The sequence below is a fragment of the Rhodococcus sp. WAY2 genome (assembly GCF_009859915.1).
GTDB classification, from domain to species: Bacteria; Actinomycetota; Actinomycetes; order Mycobacteriales; family Mycobacteriaceae; genus Rhodococcus_F; species Rhodococcus_F oxybenzonivorans.
Genome location: NZ_CP046572.1, coordinates 2979754 through 2998143 on the forward strand (window position 1 = coordinate 2979754; position 18390 = coordinate 2998143).

16 protein-coding genes are annotated in these 18390 nt (G+C 67.4%); 6 read left to right on the forward strand and 10 right to left on the reverse strand.

What is annotated here, in order from left to right:
• On the reverse strand, nucleotides 1–240 hold the full coding sequence (locus GFS60_RS13850; RefSeq protein ID WP_109329507.1) for a DUF5703 family protein: 240 nt from the start codon (nucleotides 238–240) through the stop codon (nucleotides 1–3).
• On the reverse strand, nucleotides 241–1251 hold the full coding sequence (locus tag GFS60_RS13855) for a YncE family protein (protein ID WP_159921977.1): 1011 nt from the start codon (nucleotides 1249–1251) through the stop codon (nucleotides 241–243).
• Nucleotides 1252–1433: 182 nt separating this feature from the next.
• Between GFS60_RS13855 and GFS60_RS13860 the strand changes: the two genes are divergently transcribed.
• Nucleotides 1434–1787: a hypothetical protein gene (locus tag GFS60_RS13860; RefSeq protein WP_109329511.1), complete on the forward strand. Its 354-nt coding sequence runs from the start codon at nucleotides 1434–1436 to the stop codon at nucleotides 1785–1787.
• 13 nt (nucleotides 1788–1800) lie between these two features.
• On the opposite strand, the gene GFS60_RS13865 is transcribed toward GFS60_RS13860, so the two are convergent.
• The 5 genes from GFS60_RS13865 to GFS60_RS13885 all read right to left on the reverse strand — a co-directional run bounded on the left by GFS60_RS13865 (nucleotide 1801) and on the right by GFS60_RS13885 (nucleotide 6484).
• The gene (locus tag GFS60_RS13865) at nucleotides 1801–2673 is read right to left on the reverse strand and encodes a heme ABC transporter ATP-binding protein (protein ID WP_159921979.1); all 873 of its coding nucleotides are present in this window, start codon (nucleotides 2671–2673) and stop codon (nucleotides 1801–1803) included.
• Nucleotides 2670–3740 (reverse strand): FecCD family ABC transporter permease, encoded by a 1071-nt coding sequence (locus tag GFS60_RS13870; RefSeq protein ID WP_109329515.1) that lies wholly within the window; start codon nucleotides 3738–3740, stop codon nucleotides 2670–2672. Before GFS60_RS13870 ends, GFS60_RS13865 begins: the two co-directional genes overlap by 4 nt.
• Entirely contained in the window at nucleotides 3737–4777 is a 1041-nt protein-coding gene (locus GFS60_RS13875) for a heme/hemin ABC transporter substrate-binding protein (RefSeq protein WP_159921981.1), read from the reverse strand. Before GFS60_RS13875 ends, GFS60_RS13870 begins: the two co-directional genes overlap by 4 nt.
• Nucleotides 4774–5460 (reverse strand): biliverdin-producing heme oxygenase, encoded by a 687-nt coding sequence (locus GFS60_RS13880; protein ID WP_159921983.1) that lies wholly within the window; start codon nucleotides 5458–5460, stop codon nucleotides 4774–4776. The genes GFS60_RS13875 and GFS60_RS13880 overlap by 4 nt, the downstream gene beginning before the upstream one ends.
• A 94-nt stretch (nucleotides 5461–5554) precedes the next feature.
• Entirely contained in the window at nucleotides 5555–6484 is a 930-nt protein-coding gene (locus GFS60_RS13885) for an aldo/keto reductase (RefSeq protein ID WP_109329521.1), read from the reverse strand.
• A gap of 241 nt (nucleotides 6485–6725) precedes the next feature.
• Between GFS60_RS13885 and GFS60_RS13890 the strand changes: the two genes are divergently transcribed.
• From GFS60_RS13890 to mshC, 5 genes are all read left to right on the forward strand, one after another.
• Complete coding sequence (locus tag GFS60_RS13890; RefSeq protein ID WP_109329523.1) at nucleotides 6726–7571, forward strand: undecaprenyl-diphosphate phosphatase; 846 nt, start codon at nucleotides 6726–6728, stop codon at nucleotides 7569–7571.
• Between the two features lie 40 nt (nucleotides 7572–7611).
• Entirely contained in the window at nucleotides 7612–8310 is a 699-nt protein-coding gene (locus GFS60_RS13895) for a histidine phosphatase family protein (RefSeq protein ID WP_159921985.1), read from the forward strand.
• Nucleotides 8311–8414: 104 nt separating this feature from the next.
• Nucleotides 8415–9008 carry a DUF3090 domain-containing protein gene (locus GFS60_RS13900; protein WP_159921987.1) on the forward strand — a complete coding sequence of 198 codons (594 nt, stop codon included), beginning with the start codon at nucleotides 8415–8417 and terminating at the stop codon, nucleotides 9006–9008.
• Between the two features lie 3 nt (nucleotides 9009–9011).
• Nucleotides 9012–9815, forward strand: coding sequence for an SCO1664 family protein (locus GFS60_RS13905; RefSeq protein ID WP_109329529.1), 804 nt, complete (start codon nucleotides 9012–9014; stop codon nucleotides 9813–9815).
• 91 nt (nucleotides 9816–9906) lie between these two features.
• On the forward strand, nucleotides 9907–11151 hold the full coding sequence (mshC, locus tag GFS60_RS13910; RefSeq protein WP_159921989.1) for a cysteine--1-D-myo-inosityl 2-amino-2-deoxy-alpha-D-glucopyranoside ligase: 1245 nt from the start codon (nucleotides 9907–9909) through the stop codon (nucleotides 11149–11151).
• A gap of 48 nt (nucleotides 11152–11199) precedes the next feature.
• Here mshC and GFS60_RS13915 read toward each other — a convergent pair whose 3' ends face one another.
• The 3 genes from GFS60_RS13915 to GFS60_RS13925 are packed head-to-tail and all read right to left on the reverse strand — an operon-like array spanning nucleotide 11200 to nucleotide 18202.
• Complete coding sequence (locus tag GFS60_RS13915) at nucleotides 11200–15372, reverse strand: TIGR02680 family protein (protein WP_159921991.1); 4173 nt, start codon at nucleotides 15370–15372, stop codon at nucleotides 11200–11202.
• On the reverse strand, nucleotides 15369–16754 hold the full coding sequence (locus GFS60_RS13920) for a DUF2398 family protein (RefSeq protein ID WP_159921993.1): 1386 nt from the start codon (nucleotides 16752–16754) through the stop codon (nucleotides 15369–15371). The genes GFS60_RS13915 and GFS60_RS13920 overlap by 4 nt, the downstream gene beginning before the upstream one ends.
• Nucleotides 16751–18202 carry a TIGR02677 family protein gene (locus GFS60_RS13925; RefSeq protein ID WP_159927162.1) on the reverse strand — a complete coding sequence of 484 codons (1452 nt, stop codon included), beginning with the start codon at nucleotides 18200–18202 and terminating at the stop codon, nucleotides 16751–16753. The genes GFS60_RS13920 and GFS60_RS13925 overlap by 4 nt, the downstream gene beginning before the upstream one ends.
• Between the last annotated feature and the right edge of the window lie 188 nt (nucleotides 18203–18390).

The following is an 18390-nucleotide window of genomic DNA, read 5'->3' on the forward strand; positions in this document are numbered from 1 at the left end:
CTAGATAGCCGGGTCGGGAACATGGTGGGTGGTCTTTCGTCGTTTGAGCAGCACGCGCCGGCTGCCGTCGGAGTACAGCCGCACGCGCGAGAGCTCCCAGCCACCGAACTCCGCCTGTATGGCGAGTCTCATCGACGCACTGACGCGGGTGACGTCCGGTGGCAACCGCAGCGGCACGTACTCGAAGTCTTCGGACTCGATTTCCCAGCCGGAGGGGAGACGGCGTGAATGCGACGACATCTATGAGCTCCTCGTCGGTATCTGCTGCAACCCGTCACCCGTGCCGGAACCGATGAGTAGATCACCGCTGACGGTGTCCACCGCGATCGAGTTGGGCTGGCGGACCGTGGGATAGCGTGCGGTTTCCACCCCGACACCGCTGGCGAGGTCATAAGCGACCACCTCGTTCGTACCGGTCGATGTGACCCACGCCCGGTTGGCCTCGTCGTCGTAAGCGACGCCGTAGGGCGCATCGCCCGCCGGAAACCGCTGGCGCAGCATCAGAGTGTCCGTCGTGTACGCCAGCAACTCGTCACCGGCCGTATCGGTCACCAGAATGCGACCGAAGTGATCGGTGGTGAGTTGAGTCGCACCTTCACCGGCGCGGAGAGCGGCACCGAGGGAGGATTTCGGAATATCGACTTCCGTGACGGAAGTCTGACCGCGGTCGAGTGCGGTGAGCGACTCGCCGACAACGGCCAGCGCATCTACCGAGGTCAATCCGTCGATCACCTGTGACTCGGCGCCCTCGCTGCCGGCGATGTGAATTTCGCCATTGCCGAGTCCTACGGCCAGCCGTCCGTCGGGCAGCTGCGCCACCGACCGGACGTCCCCGTCCGCAGGGACGGAGTCGAGCTCGGCGGATCGGAGGTCCAGCCGTCCCACCTGGCCGTTCATGGCGAGCAGTGCAGTTCCGCCGGGGGCGAGGGACACCTGGGTCACGGGCTCGTTCAACCGAATCGAACGCGGTGCGGCGCCGAGGTCGCCGCCGGCGAACAGAAGAACTTCCCTCCGGTCGCCGACCAGGACGACGGCGGTACGCGTGTCGGGGTCGATTGTGACCGACTCGATAGGTTGCCCGATCGGATGGACGACACCGGCAGGCGTCGTGGCCTGTGCGGGTGACTGAGCTGCACTGGCCGGCGCGATGGTGACTGCCTGATCCTCGTCGTTGCTCGAAGAACAGCCCGTGACCAGCAAAAATGCCGCTCCGACGCACGACGCGACGACGCGCGCTCCAGGTCTGCCCATGCGCTGCTCCTCGGGTTTCTCTTCTGTCCGTACCTGCACAACTGTCCACCAAGCATCCCTGATTCGCGAAACACCGGGCAAAGCGGTCGGTGCCCAGCGCGTCGCGAGGCGATACCGTAGGGGCTATCGACCCCACGTGCGGTTGTTCCCGACAACCGGACGAGGTCATCGAGGAGAACACCGTGGAACTACCCGAAACACCGACGTTCACCGTCGAAGACGTCTCGGTCGGCCCGCACGCGCACGGCTTCGGCCGCACCGCAGAGGGGAACTCCTATGCATTCCGGGTACGGAAGAGCACCCTGTTCGTCGAGGTGTACCGGGCGGACGTCGAGACGGATGTGCCGGCACCGGACGACATCATCGCGACGGCTCGTCGCTCGATTCGCGAGATCGATCTGACCGACGAACGCTCCATCGTCGCGGTGGTGCGGGATGCGGTAGCCGCCCCCGATTCGGTTGTCGTCGGACAGGAAGACGGCAGAACGGTCCGCGCTGTACTGAGCCGCCTCGGCGCCGTCATCGACGGACTCTGACACCCATACGGCCTCAGCGTCGGTCACGTCGAGGTAGGACAAGGGGCGTCCCGGTTTCCGGGTGCGCGATGACCTCCACCGGATGGCCGTAGACGCGGGTGAGGAGCTCCGGGGCCAGCACTTCCCGGGGTGGGCCGTCGGCGGCGACGCGGCCGTTCTCGAGCACGACGATCCGGTCCGCATAGGCGGCGGCGAGCGCAAGGTCGTGCAGCACCACCACCACAGCGGTGCCGGCGCGGGCACGGTCGCGTGCAAGCCGCATCACTGTCTCCTGGTGACCGAGGTCGAGCGCTGCGGTCGGTTCGTCGAGCAGAATCGTCTCGGTGCGCTGAGCGAGCACTCGTGCCAGCGCGACGCGAGCACGCTCACCGCCGGAGAGAGCGGTGAAAGGTCGATCGGCGAAGGGCTCGACATCGCAGATTCTCATCGCCTCGGCGACTGCGGTGACGTCCTCGTCCGACCGGGACGTTCTGGCCCACGGGGACCGGCCCATCGTGATGACCTGGCGTGCGGTGAACGAGAATCCCACCGTGTTCTGCTGGGGGAGTACGGCGCGGCGCTGAGCCATCTGGAGGGGCGTCCACGTGTCGACGTCCCGGTCGTCGAGGTGGACGAAGCCCGACTGCACGTTCTGATCGCCCGACAGCGCCGCGAGGAGGGTTGATTTGCCGGCGCCGTTGGGTCCGACGAGTACGAGTACCTCACCGACGCGCACGTCCACCGACACCTTGTCCAGCACGGGTCGTCCCCCGCGGTGGACGTCGATGTCGACCGCGCACAGTGTTACCGCGCCCGGGCGGGGTACCTGCGGAACCGGATCGGTCCGGCGGAGGAAATTCTGCGCGAGAGCTTCCCGGATTCTCGTCCGCAGACGGCTGGGGCTCACGCCCAACCGCCCTGGCGGGCTCGGGTACGGCGGAGCAGCCAGAAGAAGAACGGTCCACCGACCAGAGCAGTCAGCATGCCGAGGGGAAGGTCCGCGTTGGCCACCAGGGACCGGGCGCCCAGGTCGGCGAGGAGGAGCACCAGCGACCCGCACAACGCGCTGGCCGGAATGAGCACTCGGTGCCCCGGACCGACGGCGATACGCATGAGGTGGGGTACCACCAGGCCGACGAACAGAATGATCCCGGTGAAGGCCACGCTCGACGACACCAGTAGCGCGACGATGAGGACGGCGATCAGGCGCAAACGCTCGACGTCGAGTCCCAGATGTCGCGCTGCGCTCTCACCGAGCGAGAGTAGGTCGAGTTTTGCCGCGATCACCATGGTCGCGGCGATACCGGCGACGGTCATCGGCGCCACTACCGCGACAGCGCTCCACGTGGCGCCGTTGAGGCTTCCCAGCTGCCAGAACACGATCTGGTCACGGGCGGCCGGCGAGGCAATGAAGGTGAAGAAGGCGATCAGTCCGCCCGCGAAGGCATTGACCGCGACGCCTGTGAGTACGAGGGTGACCACCTCGGTGCGGCCGTCGTGGCGGGCGAGGACGTACACGGCGACAGTCGTGATGAGTCCGGCGATGAACGCGGACGCGGCCACGGTCCACCCGGCCGCGAACGCCCCGCCGACGACGATGGCGGCACTGGCACCGACGGCTGCCCCGGCGGAGACCCCGATGACGCCCGGCTCGGCCAGAGGGTTGGCGAAGACGCCCTGCAGGAGAGCACCGGCGCAGCCGAGAGCCGCGCCGACGAGGATCGCGAGGACGACCCGGGGGAAGCGGACCTCCCACAGCGTGACCTCACCGCTGGGATGTGCGGGGAGGGGACCCAGGTCGAGTCCTACGCGGTGCGCGATGCTGCCGAGCACCTCGCCCGGTCCGGTGGGCACCTGGCCGATGCACGCGGAGAACACTGCGGCGACCGCGAGCGCGATCAGCAACCCGGCCAGCACGATGCCGGTGCGTGTTCGAGAAGAAGCCTGAGCTGGTGTGACGGTGCCGAGGCTCATCGATCGGCCGGCTGATAGACGGCGTCCGCCAAGGCGTCCAGCACACGACCGGTGTTGGGTCCGAAGCTGAGAAGCACCCCGTCCTCCATGTCGACGACACGCTGGTTCTTTCCTGCCGGGGTCTGCGCGACACCGGGAATCTTCGCGAGTCCGTCGATCCCCCCGATCGATTCGAGGCCACCCGTCATCATCAGGATCACATCGGGTGCTGCGGCGATGAGGGCCTCGCTGGTGATGGGCGCGAACTGCTGGGTGATTCCGGAGGCCGTGCCTGCGTCGACGGCTCCGAGAGCCTCGATCAACGAGTCGGCTCCGGATCCCCGTCCGCCGATCATGGTGATCGCGGTGCCGCGCAGATAGAGGAACGCGATCTTCAACGGATTCTCACCGTCGGGCGCCCGGCTGCGGGCCGCTGCGATCTCGTCGTCGGTGCGGGCAGCGAGTTCGGCTCCGCGCTCGGGCACACCGAGCGCGTTCGCCACCGCGATGATCTGCGGTGACACGCCGGCGAGGGTGCGCGTCGGGTCGAAGTAGACCACCGGAACGCCCGCCGCGCGCAATTGATCCTGAACGCCTTTCGGTCCGATGCTGGTGTCGGTGAGAATGACCGTCGGCGCGAGATCGAGTATTGCCTCGGCGCTGAGTGACTGGCCGCCCGGCGTCACCACCGGCACATCGGCGGCGGCGGGGAACTCGGCTGCGATGTCGCGGCCGACCACGTTGTCCCCAAGCCCGAGAGCGAAGACCGTCTCCGTCAGAGTGCCGTAGCGGTCGGCGGTCACGATACGGCTCACGTCGTCGATCGTGACGTCCACGCCGTCGAAGCTGCGGACCGTGGTGGGCAGCACCGGTGCGGCCGTCGACGCGACAGGTTGCGGATCGAGATCGTCCAGCACCGCGGTGTGCGCGCCGCGTGGGCCCGTCCCACCGTCACCGGTCGCGGATGTGCACGAGGAAGCGCCGACGGCGGCGACGAGCATTACTGCCAGTACTGCGAGAACTGATCGGAGAGTGCACGTGCGGACCACGGGCCTCACCGCGCGAGGTAGCTGTCGATGTCGGCTTCGAGATCGGCGAACAGGTCACCGTTGAGTCGATACGCGAGGTTCACCTCGTCGATCACCCGTTGCTGATCGGCCGCGGACAACGGGGCGGCGTCGAGTTTCGCGCGGTACGCATCCTTGAACAGTTTCGGTTTCGGGATCTCCTCGAAGATGTAGAACCGCAGGCCGTTCTCGGTGTATCCATATGCTCGTTCGAGCATCCGGCGAATGATCTGACCACCGGACAGATCGCCCATGTACCGAATGTAGTGGTGCGCAACGAAACCGGCGGGCCAGTCGTACGCCACCTCACGCAGCCGCTCGAGGTACCGGGTGGTGGCGGCGAGCGGGGACACGGTGTCGCGCCACGACGAACCGCGCAGGTAGGCCAAATCCGCTTCCAGGGCCGGTACGCGTATCAGCTTCTCGGACAGAAACGGTGAGGCCACCGGATCATCCGTGTGGGTGCGTCCGGCGTCTTCCAATTCGCGGTAGACGAGATAGGTCTGCGCAAGCAGTTCGGCGTAGCCGTCCGAAGTCAACTCTCCGGCGAGTAACGCTCCGACGAACCGGGACTGTTCGGTCTCGCGGTGAGCGGAGTCCGTGCCGTCCTTGATGCGCTCGGCGAAACCGACCGCTCGGCGATCGGCCGCGTCGGCCTCGTTCAGCGTGGTCATGAGCTCTCCTGCATCTACGACGTCGACCGTTGAGCACCAGGTTAGCCTGGCCTGCTTTATCGCGGCATTCGCACGGAGAGCGCCCCACGGCCCCTCAGGCGCTGACGTCGTCGAGAGCCGCCGAGATGGCGGGCGGCAATTCGAGTTCCTCGGCGACGAGGACACCGGTCAGCTGGGCGATGTCCCGGGCGCCGACTACGGCGCTCGCGACACCGGGACGGTCCCGTGCCCAGGCGAGCGCGACCGCAAGCGGTGAGGTTCCGAGCCCGTCCGCGGCGGTGACGACGGCATCGACGACACCGACCGAGGAGTCGGTGAGGTAGTTCTGCACGTCCTGGGAGTGCGCGTCGTCGGCCCCGCGGGAGTCGACGGGAATCCCGTTTCGGTATTTGCCGGTCAGGACGCCGCCCGCAAGGGGCACCGCCGCGAACACCCCGATCCCGTGATGTGCGGCGGCAGGAAGAAGTTCCTCTTCGACCCCGCGCGCGAGCAGGGAGTACTCCACCTGCGTGGCGACGAGGGTGGTACCGCGAGAGGCTCCCGCAGCGGTGGCCAGCTGCCACCCGAGGTAGCCGCGGGCGCCGACATACCGGACGCGGCCACTCGAGACCGCGAAATCCAGTGTCGCGGCCACCTCGTCGACCGGGGTGAACGGATCCCAGGTGGCGACCTGCCACATGTCGAGGTAGTCGGTTCCGAGTTCGCGGAGGGTGGCATCGAGTTGAGCGAGCAGCCCTCGGCGCGAGCAGTCGACCCGCAAGGGGCCGTGCGGGTTGATGCCGGCACTCGAACTCAGGACGAGTTCGGTTCGGGGTACCACGTCGTCGAGCAGTTCCGCCAGAATGCGCTGCGCTGCACCGTCACCGTAGGCGGGCGAGGTGTCTACGAGGGTGCCGCCGGCATCGACGAAGGCCGCGATCTGCGCGGCGGCTTCGTCGCCGTCGGTGTCGCGTCCCCAGGTGAGTGTGCCCAGGCCGAGGCGTGACACCCGCAGACCACTTGCTCCGACCGATCTCTGTTCCATAACCGCCTGCGTCTCGTGCTGTTTCCCCGGACGGCGACTGCCACCCGGGACGGGCCACCACAGGAGCAGAGTAGTGGTGTCGCGCGGAACCGGCCGTCCTGCCACGCCGGATTCTGCTGCGACCGGGGCCTCCCGGTACCGTGGCGCCGGTGAATGACGAACGCGACATGGGAAATTGGCGTCCTGACAGCAGATTCGAGGCCTCGCGGGCCGGTGTGTTTCACCTCGGGACGGGTGAGTGATGGGGGAGGCGATGTCGTGGCTCCAGGCGATCGTCCTCGGAGTCGTCCAGGGGTTGACGGAGTTTCTGCCCATCTCCTCGTCCGGCCATCTGCGGATCGTGTCCGAGGTCTTCTTCGGTGACGACGCAGGCGCCTCCTTCACCGCCGTCACCCAGCTCGGCACCGAGGCGGCCGTTCTCATCTACTTCGCCCGAGACATCGGCCGGATCGTCGTCGCGTGGTTTCGCGGATTGCTGCATCCCGAGCATCGAGGTGACCTCGATTACCGGATGGGCTGGTACGTGATCATCGGCACCCTTCCGGTCGGAATTCTCGGCTTCCTCTTCAAGGATCAGATCCGCACCGGGGCACGCAATCTCTGGCTGATCGCCACCATGTTGATCGTCTTCGCGCTCGTCATCGCAGCGGCGGAGTACTACGGACGCAAGGTCCGTCCGGTCGAGGACCTTCGCGCCAAGGACGGCATCATCATGGGTTCGGCCCAGGCACTCGCGTTGATTCCCGGCGTCTCGCGGTCCGGCGGCACGATCAGCGCGGGCCTGTTCCTCGGACTGACCCGAGAAGCCGCGGCACGCTATTCGTTCCTGCTGGCTATTCCGGCCGTGGTCGCATCGGGTCTGTTCAGCCTCCCCGACGCCTTCGAGCCCGCGGGGGAGGGCCTCAACGCGAGCGGTGCCCAGTTGCTCGTTGCGACGCTGATCGCCTTCGCCATCGGGTACGCCTCGATCGCGTGGTTGCTCCGCTTCGTCGTCGACCACTCGATGTACTGGTTCGTCGGCTACCGGATCATTCTCGGCGTCGTGGTGCTGTCACTCCTGGCAACCGGTGTCGTGTCGGCAACCTGAGATCGGGCGGCCGGCGGGTGCGCGACACTAGGCTGGGCCAATGACTGTTGTCCTGCTGCGCCATGGGCGGTCGACCTCCAACACTGCACGCACGCTCGCCGGCCGGTCGCCGGGAGTCGAACTCGACGACCACGGCCGGGAGCAGGCAGAGGCGGTTGTCGCCCGGCTCGCGGACGTCGTGATCGAGGAAATCGTGCACTCACCGTTGTTGCGGTGTGAGCAGACGGTGCAGCCACTCGCGCGGGCGCGGGGGCTCACCCCGGTGGTCGAACACCGGCTCGTCGAGGTCGACTACGGCGACTGGACCGGCCGTGAACTGAAGGCCCTGCTGGAGGAGCCGCTGTGGAAGGTCGTCCAGCAACATGCGTCCGCCGCGGTGTTTCCGGGCGGCGAGGGCCTCGCCCAGGTGCAGGCCCGGGCAGTCGCAGCCATCCGTGAGCACGATGCCCGGCTCGCGGAACGGCACGGCCGGGACGTGGTGTGGGTGGCATGCTCGCACGGTGACGTGATCAAGGCGGTGCTCGCGGATGCGCTCGGCTCCCATCTCGACGGCTTCCAGCGGATCGTCGCCGAACCCGCGTCGATCAGCGTCGTCCGCTACACCTCCACCCGGCCGTATGTGCTCAAGATGAACGACACCGGCCACGACCTGTCGGCGGTCAACACTCCACCGGCGTCGGGGGACGGTGCCGCCGCCGAAGTTTCGGGGTCGGTCCCCGGCGGGGAGGTTCGCCTGTAACGATTGACGGATAATGAACGGGGCACGCTGCTAGGAAGAGTCCCAGACGGATCAACGAGTGGGCAGCGCCGCAGAAGGGCCCGGCTCCAGCTGAAGGAGGTGCAATGTCACGCGCAATTCACGTATTCCGCACTCCTGACCGGTTCATTGCGGGAACGGTGGGTGAGCCCGGCGACAGGACGTTCTATCTCCAGGCGGTTCACGAGACACGTGTCGTCAGCGTGTTGTTGGAGAAGCAGCAGGTTCAGGTACTCGCGGATCGGATGGGACTCCTGCTCGAGGAAGTACACCGCCGGTTCGGTACGGAAGTACCACCGCAGGGCGCCGAACTCGATGACGCGAGCCCGCTCGTCACCCCCATCGACGCCGAATTCCGGGTCGGAACCATGGGCCTGGGCTGGGACGCGGACGCCGGAGCCGTCGTCGTGGAGCTGCTGGCCGTCACCGAGACCGAGTTCGACGAGTCCGTCGTTCTCGACGACTCCGAGGACGGCCCGGATGCCGTACGGGTCTTTCTCACCCCGTTGCAGGCCAGGGACTTCTCGCTGCGTTCCGAACGAGTCATCGCCGCCGGCCGGGCGCCGTGCCCGCTGTGCGGGGAGCCGCTCGCGCCGGAGGGGCACATCTGTATCCGCACCAACGGATACCGCCGCGGCCACAGCTTCGGCCTCACCCCGGAAACGGACGAGGAGGACTGACAGTTGCCCGCCGAGGAGTCGGACCCTCTGGAGTTCGGCGAACTGACCCTCATCGGCCAGATCACCCACGCCAGTAACGCGACATTGGTCTGTGATGCGGTGATCGGTGAGACCGCGGTCCGGTGTGTGTACAAACCGATTCGCGGGGAGCGGCCGCTGTGGGACTTCCCCGACGGAACCCTCGCCGGCAGGGAGTACGCGTCGTATCTGGTGTCCGAACAGCTCGGATGGGGTGTGATTCCGCGCACTCTCCTTCGGGACGGTCCATTCGGACGGGGGATGGTGCAGCAATGGGTGGACACGGCCGACCGCCACGGAGACGATCGGCCCGGACTTGATCTGGTCGACATCTGCGCGCCCGGCGCGGTGCCGGACGGTTGGTTCGAAATTCTTCGCGCCAGCGACATGGATGGCGAGCCGGTGGCCCTCATCCACGCCGACGACCCCCGGCTGCAGCGCATGGCTGTCCTCGACGTACTCATCAACAACGCCGACCGCAAGGGTGGGCATGCGCTCGAAGGACTCGACGGTTCCGTGTACGGAGTCGACCACGGCATCTGCCTGCACAGGGAGAACAAATTACGGACCGTGCTGTGGGGGTGGGCGGGGACGCAGGTGCCGGGTGCCCTGGTGGTCGACATCGCCGAATTGATACCCGCGCTCGAGGGCGACTTCGGTGCGCGGCTCGCGGAGCACATCACCTCCGCCGAGGTCGCGGCGCTCTACGAACGGGCGGTCGACCTGCTCGACGCCCCCGTGATGCCGCGTCCCAACGGGCACCGGCCGATCCCGTGGCCCGCATTCTGAGACGTTCGTGCACGACCCAGGAATCCGGGTTCCCGGCGACGGGCGGCGGCTCCCTCGAGGGCGGTGACGCCGGTCCACTAGGCTCGCAAGCATGCAGTCTTGGTCCGATACCGCTGTCCCGTCCGTCCCTGGCCAGGGTCCCCCTCTGCGGTTGTTCGATACCGCTGACCGGCAGGTTCGACCGGTCACCCCGGGGCGCACGGCGACCATGTACGTGTGCGGTATCACTCCCTACGACGCCACCCACCTCGGCCACGCCGCCACCTACCTGACATTCGATCTGGTCAACCGGCTGTGGCGTGACGCCGGGCACGAGGTGCATTACGTCCAGAACGTTACCGATGTCGACGACCCGCTGTTCGAGCGCGCCGCCCGTGACGGCGAAGACTGGGTCGTCCTCGGCATGCGGGAGACGGCGCTCTTCCGCGAGGACATGGAGGCCCTACGGGTCATCCCGCCCCGCGACTACATCGGCGCGGTCGAATCCGTCAACGAAGTGGTGGAACTCGTCGAGAAATTCCTCGCCTCCGGTGCCGCGTACATCGTTGACGACGCAGAGTTCCCCGATGTGTACTTCCGCACCGGTGCCACCGAGCAGTTCGGTTACGAGTCCGGATACGACCGCGAGACGATGGAGAAATTCTTCGCCGAGCGCGGGGGAGACCCCGACCGCCCCGGCAAGGAAGACCCCCTCGACGCCCTGGTGTGGCGTGCCGCCCGCCCCGGCGAACCGTCGTGGCCGGCACCGTTCGGGCAGGGCCGTCCCGGCTGGCACATCGAGTGTTCAGCTATCGCCCTCAATCGCATCGGCTCGGGCTTCGACGTGCAGGGCGGAGGCAGTGACCTGATCTTTCCGCACCACGAGTACTCGGCTGCACATGCCGAATCCGTGACCGGCGACCGTCGCTTCGCACGCCACTACGTGCACACCGGGATGATCGGTCTCGACGGCGAGAAGATGTCGAAGAGCCGTGGCAACCTCGTGTTCGTGTCGAAGCTGCGGGGCGAAGGCGTCGACCCCGCTGCCATCCGGCTCGGACTGCTGTCGGGGCACTACCGGCAGGACCGTCCGTGGACCGAGCAGGTGCTCGCCGACGCGCACACCCGGCTGAAGCTGTGGAAGGACGCCGCCGCCCTCGAGTCGGCGCAGTCGGCGACGGACACGATCGCCCGGCTGCGTCAGCATCTCGCCGACGACCTCGACACCCCCAAGGCGCTCGACGCACTCGACGGCTGGGCCCGCCGCGCGCTCGATCACGGCGGTTCCGACACCGATGCCCCGCGCCAATTCGCTGCAGCGGTCGACGCGCTGCTCGGCGTCCGACTCCACCCGTGAGTACTTCTTAACCAACCGAGGTTAAGAAGTACTCACGGCTCCCGGTAGTCACACCTCGGCGAATTCGAGCCCGCCCTCGACGGGGGAGGGCACTCGTCGACGCAGGGGTGATCCGAGTGCCCGCGCCAGATCGGTGCCGTCGTGTTCGGCGAGCAGTTCGCCGTCTGCCCATACCAGCAGTGCGGCGCTGACGCTGTGTTCCGCCGTCGAGTGCGCGAGGTCGTAGTGTGCACACCCCGGGACCCCGGCGTAGGTGATCCAGAGGTCGTACCCGGTCATGAACAGGTCGAGGTCGAATTGGACGCTCAAACCGAGGAGTTCACCCCGACCGTTGTCGTCGACGCCGGCGAAGGCCTCGTCCAGGGCGAGAAGTCGCGGTGCGTGTGGATCAGCGGAGTCGAGCATCACGTGGGCGGCCGCGAACAGTGGCAGGTGGAGCGACACCGACTGTTCACCGCCGGACAGTGCACTGTGGCGGGCGACGGTGAGGCGGTCTTCGCTGCCGTCTCCGCCGACGAGGGTGAAGGAGAACACCCGCCATCTGCGGTAGTCGAGTGCGGAGGCGAGGATCTCGGGGTACGAGCGTTCGGGGTGCGCGGCCCGGGCGATGCGAATCTGGGCTGCGAAATGTGCACGCATGGCAGCGAGATCGTCCGGACTCAGCGCGGACGCGTCGCGATCGAGCAGCTTCGAGATGGCGCGGGCGTTGTCGTCGAGGTTGTCCGCGAGAACCCAGTGCACGCCGATCGTGTTACCGGAAGACATCCGCCGCTCCCGCATCTCCGAACCCATTCGCGCGATCAGGTCGCGGGCGTCGACGGTGCGTTCGTGGATCTGCTGAGCGAGTCCGGTGAGCAGGGCGTCCTCGAGTATGCGCCGTTCCGAGTCGGTGAGGAGCAGTTCCTGATCAGCCCGGGCAGCGGCGATGCGGGACGCGAACGCACCCACCGACGAGTAACCCTGATCGTCTTGCACCTGTACCACGGTGAGCCCGTCGGGTGCATCCCATTGCACGCGGTAGTCCTGACCCGCGGATGCGAGGCCGGCGTCGAAGTCCTGCAGGGCTGTGGTGAGCGCGGTGCGGGTGGACTTGCGTGCCGCCTCGCTTACTCGCACCGCGTCGGTGGCCGAGTCCAGCGCGCTGTACAGGGCGAGCACCTCGGCGGGCAAGACCTGTGCTGTGCTGTCCGCGTTCTGAATTCGGTAGACGAGCTGATCCGCGTTCATCCAGGCCGCAGGACTCGCCGGCCATACGTGGTCGGTGTCGACGCCGAGTAGTTCGAGGAGGTCGCGTCGTGCGTACGGGGCCAGGCGCGCCGCATCGTTGTGGGTTTCGGTGAGCGCGATGCGCAGGGTGGCGACTGCCGCCGCGTAGGCGCCCTCCGCTTTGCCGATCGCCTCTCCCGCATCCTTGTCCGCTTTGCGGGCCTCCCGCTGCCGCTGCTTGCACGCCTCGATCCGGGCATGCGCTTCCTCGAGTTGAGCATCGATGTGTTCGGCGCTGGCGCCGAGGCTCTCGCGAAGGGTGTCCAGCCGTTGGACCTGTGTTGCGAGACTCTCTTCGGCGATGGCCGCCTCCTCGGCGAACTCCTCCGCGTTGCCGCGTGCTTCCGCGAGCCGCTCGTGCGTTTCCCGGGTGTGCTCGAGTTCCTTGAGATGCTCACGCCGACAGCGCAATACCAGCTCGCCCTGCTTCTCGAAGTGCCGGATGGCTGCGGCCAGTGAGTCGATCTCGCGTGCCACGTGTGGAGTTCGGTGGGTGACGGCCGCGGTGCGCAGCTGCTTCTCTTTGCCCGACAGGTCGGCGATGGCCTGATCGAGATCACGATCCGCCGCCGCAGACGCCTCGGTGCGTGAGCGGAGCATCCCCGCATTCTCGGTCACCGATTTGAGTGCGCGGAGAACCGATGCGGTGCGGGGCAGTGACCGGCTGGTCGTGGCGACCTGCGCGGACAGCGCGACGGCCTCCGCCTCGGCGGTGCGGGCGTCGGTCAGCGCTGCCTCGGACTCGTCGATGGTCCGATCGAGTTCGGCGATGCGGGCCGCACGCCTGCGCGCACGTGCCGTCGCGCCGATATACTCCGCGTCGCCCTTGGCATGCGAACCCTGTTGTACGCCTTGTCGATACCCGCCCGCACCATCGACGGCGACCGTTGTGCCGGACACCGAGGTGCTGTCGGGCACCCAGGCGATGGACTCGAGGACGGCCTGCACGCGATCGGCGGGGACGCCGGTGTCGGGCTCGACCTCGAGGACGTCGGCCAGGGTGGGACCGTTTGGGCGATCGCCCGTCGGTAGTGGCAGCAGAAATTGCTCGGACTCGGTATCCGGCAGCGGTCCGTCGCCGCCGAAGATCCACCCGTCGAGGAGGTTGGCGGCCTGTAGCGCGGACTCGACGCCGGTCGCGACTGCGGCCTCCACGTTGTCGCGGAAGCGGACCAGACGCCACAGTGGTGCGCCGGGCAAGTCCTTCCGCGACCCCGTTCGGGCCGCGAAGGGCGCCGGGGCGTCGTCGTGCTCGGCGGCAACCTCCGCACGGTTGGCCCGCAGGTCGCTGATCCGTTCGGTCAGGGTCGCAATGTCCGATTCCGCGCGCCGACGACGGAATTGGAGCGACTCGACGCCGTCGGCGGTATGTGCGGTGAGCACTTCGGCCAAGGTGGGTGCGTCGTCGTCGCCGACTCGGTGCAGCGCAGCGTCGAGTGCGTCGAACAGCGATGCGGGCACTCCGAGGGACGTGTAGAGCGGCGCATGTTCGACCCACCAGGACCGCAGGGCGACAGCGGTTTCGCTGCGTGCGAGCTCGACAGCCGCTTCGGCTTCGAGGACCGCGGCCCTGGCCTGCTCGAGTTGCTCGCGACTGCGACGCGCTGCGGCGTCGGCGCGGGTTCGTTCGGTGGCGGCTTTCTCGACCGTGCTCAACGCGGCCCGCACGGCCCGCACGTCGCCGTCCCGCTCCGCGGCGTGCCCGTGCAGCGCAGCAGTCAGCTGGTCGGAGCGGGCACCGGCGGGCAGTGGGGTCCACGTGATGCCGGCGTCCTCGGCAGCGACGTGCAGTTCGTCCTCGGCGCGCGCGAGCGCCTCCACCAGTTTCGCGACAGCGGCGTCTGCCCGTTCGGCTTCCTCGGTGCGCTGCGACAGCGTGGCCCGCGCTTTGGCCGCCTTGTCGACCTGTTGCTCGGTGGCCTTCTCGAGAGTGGCCACGGCTTGGGCGAGATCGTCGAGTTGTGTGCGTCCCTCGTAGGCGGTGGAACGCTTGAGGGCGTCGAGGTTTTCGGTCGCCTGATCCAGTGCCCGCTCGGCGTCGATGAAGCCCTGTTCGGCCGCTTCGCGTGCTTCCCGGCTGCGGGTCTGCTCGGCCGCAGTCTCCCGTAGTGCGGTAATCCCGTTCTCGACGGCGTCGAGTCGCCCGGCCAGCTGGTCGACATCCGAACGCGCCTGCTGGCGCAGGTATTTGGTGTACACACCGATGAACCGTTGGGTTGCCCCGTCCGCCGCGGCGAGGCCTTCGAGGGCACGTCCGACTTCTTCCATGTCGCTGAACGAGCGCGCAGCCTCGAGGACCAGTTGCTCGTCGAGGGGTCGCAGCCCGTCGGTCAAGGCCTGGGACAACCCCTTGGGATCGAGGTTCTTGGCAAGCTGTGGACGCCGGAGGGTGAGGATCAGGTTGATCAACTGGTCGTATCGCTCGGCGCCGAGGCCGAACATGCGTGCATCGATCGCAGCGCGATAGTCCACCGGCCGATCGGTCAGACAATCGGTTCCGATCTGCTCGCCCAACTGCTTCTTCGTCAGCGGGCGATCGTCTGCGCCGAGCAGGGAGAAGTCGACGCCGACGCGACCGTCGGCGACGAAATACCACCGGGTGACCTTGTCGTTGGACCTCGTCGCGCGCATGCCGACACCGACCGTCACGGCCTCGGGATCATCCTTCGGCCCTCGACAGAACTCCATCCACACGTACGAATACGCGCTGTCCTGGCCACGGTAGAGAAGGTTCGACTTCATCGTCCGCTCCTCACCCGCAAATGGATTGAGGCGCCGCGGTTCGATGCGGCCGTCGAGGACGAACGGGAACAGGACTTCGAGCGCCTTGGTCTTGCCCGACCCGTTGGGTCCCCGCAACACCAATCGTCCGTCGGCGAAGGAGAACTCCTGGTCGCGGTAGTCCCAGAGGTTGATGATTCCGGCACGGGTGGGCCGGAAGCGCGCGCTGGTCATGCGAAGGTGTCCTTGCTGTCGTTCGAGGAATGGGGGAACAGATCGATTTCGGGGGTGCGGTCGCGAATGTTGACCACGACTCCGCGATACCGCGCCAGCGCCGGTAGTACGAGAATCCCGCCGGGAACGGCGGCGACCAGGCTGAGGCGGTCGAGCAGTGCGACTGCGGCACGTCCCAAACCCTCGGGATCTGCCTGCCACCCGGCAGCGAACGTCTTGCCGAATCGATCGACCAGCGACGCCATGGTCAGTCGAATCCGGCTGTCCTCGACGAACGGATACGCAACCGGTTCGGCGGCCGGTAGCGGCGCCGCGTTGTCGGGGGCATCTGTGGCCAGGCTGTCGAAAATTCCGGACAGGGGAACGGCACCGTCCAACTGCTCGATCAGAGCTGTCGCCTGTCGGTCGGGCACCGGCAGCTGCACTGGTTCGGCCCCGTCGGGATCGAGCAGGTGATCCGCGAGTTCGCCCGCCAACAACAACGCGACCTGCGCGACGGTGCCGGTGCCCGGAAACCGGATGTCGGACAGACGTCCCGAGGAGTCGATCATGGCGACGCCCTCACGCCGCCTTTCGGCGACCAGTCCGGTGAGAAGTTCGACGTCGGCTGCCGTTCGAGGGAGGGCGAGCTGCAATTGTTCGTCCTCCTCGAGTTCGGCCGCGTAGACGACGGGACGCTCGATGAGGGCGCGTCGGACGCGCCGAGCTACTTCCTTGGTGTCGACGGCGCGGTCGAACGCCGCGGGATCGGAGTCGCCGCCGCGCCCGGAAAGAAGTTCACGGACCGACCGGAGATGCTGGAGAGCGCGGGACGGCCGGAACAAGGCGATGACCACCGAGCGGTCGATGTCGTACAGCGCCTCACCCGCATCGGGATTGGCTGCCCAGCTACCCGCGTCACCGTCGGCCAGCGCTATCGCGCCCCGGGTCGCGAGCCAGCCGACCGCGTCGACGAAGGCGTCCCGGTCGGCGGCCCGCTCGGTGGCGAGTTCGATGCCCTCGACCTGCGCCGCGGAGGCGGCCACGTGGTCTGCAAGTTCGGACAGGGTGATCTGATTGCCCGCCCGCCCCAGCGCGGCCAGTGCCAGTGCAAGGTATGCATAGCGGTACCGGTCGAACGTTCGATCCGTCGCGGTCTTGGCCGGGGCCCCGGCGTCGAGTCGATCGGCAATGGTGAACAACCGCGCGGTCGTTTCGGTGACTTCGAGTCGATATCCGAACAGATCGAGCAGGTCATCGCGTAACTCGGTGGCCCACCGGCGGAGCAGCGGAAGCGCGATCCGATCCGGGTAGGTCTGTGTCACCAGATGATTGGACAGAATGATGCGGGCCGCCCGCTGGTAGGAGTCGAGTGCGAGCGGAGGTATCTCCCGTGCCCTCACTGGACCGTCACCCGCAGTCCGTCGAGGTGGAGCCGGCCGCGGGCCGTGTGTACCACCGTCGATTCCGAATGGGGAGTCAGCGTGAGTTTCACCCCGTTACCGGATCCGGACGCGCCGCCGACTCTCCCGCTCACGGGGACACGAGCCGTCAACGCAGCGTCGAGCAGGCTGAGAAGAACATCGGTTTCCGCGTTGTCGAGCACCCGTTCGTGCACTCCTCCCGACGCGAGCGATTTCGCCGCCGAGGCTCGGGCCCGCTGACCGGCCAGCTGCTCTTCTCGTAACCGTCTGATGCCGGCGTCGTTCCGCTGGACACGGGCGGGGGCGCCGGGGGAGGGCGCACGTCCCGTCTCGGCGAGCGTGCGGGAGATCTCGACGGGCGGTGCCTCGCACCACGACCGCGAGTCGGGAATGATATCGGCGTCCGGATGCACCATGGACAGATGGCGGGGGCGGCCGAGGTCGAACACGGAGCGGAACAGCGCGTGCGCCGCTTCCTCGGAGGGAGTGGCAGCGAACCAAGCGGCGAGGTGCCGCAGCTGGCTTTCCCGGCTGACGCCTCCCCGCCGCGTCTCGGTGACCCGGCGTAGCAGCGACAGCACGGCGGCGATAGCGCTCATGGTCCCTTCGCGGAGTCGTTCCGACTCACTCGGCCCGGACTCCGGTGGCAGAAACCAGTGTGTGAGGCCGTTCCATCGTGCTCGCCAGTCGGCTTCCCGCTCGGCGGGCGGCAGGAATACCCGCTCGTCGCTCATCGCGGCCCTCCGGAGGAGGTCGTCGATCCCGGTGTCCTCGACCTCTCTGATCGCTTCGGCCAGTTTCGGTGCGTAGCGGGACAAGTCGGAACTGAACTCGCGCATGTGGGTGAGGAGCGCATCTTTGTGGGACAGGAATGTTTCGGGCGTGATTTCGGTGGTGCGCACCAGATCGCCGAGTGTGAGATAGAAGTGAGCGGCACGGGTGGCCATGTCGGACAGCGTGGTGTCGAGGCGACTGAGTTTCCGGAAAATCACGTCGTTGTCGGCGGCCTTGTTGGCGGCAGCGAGTTCCTTCATGTCCGCCAGCAGTTCGGGTAGAGCGAGCCGGGAGAGTGAGGCGTCGTCGAGGCGGGCGGCGAGGACGTCCTCGACGGCCCGGAACACTTGGTAACCGGCCTGGCTGAATTGGTAGACGAAGTGCCGATTTCGGTACTCGGCGAGGCTGGCGGCCCGCGTTCCGTCGTAGCTGCGTTCGAGAACCTCCCATACGTGGAGTTGCTCGAGCAGGGGAGTGACCTCGGCAGGGGAGAGCTGCCCGGACGCGTCGTCGGCGGCGATGCGGCCGAGGATGGTGGCCACCTCTGCGGCATGCAGGAGCACGACGTAATTGGCGCGGGCATGGTCGAATGCCCGGAGCACCCACAGATACTCGACGCGTTTCTCGGCGGTGGCGAAGGAGAACAGCTTCAACCGATCGTCGCGTACGAGGAGATCGGGGAGTGGCCCCTCGGGACGCGACCACTCACGGGAGTTGCCTGATTCGCTCACCGGAACAGGTTATGCGGTCGGGTACCCCGCGGCCGAACGCCGTGGCCACCTGCGCCGTCATCTTTCGATGATGAATCGGGCCGGGACGGAAACGCGGAATTTCGCGAACT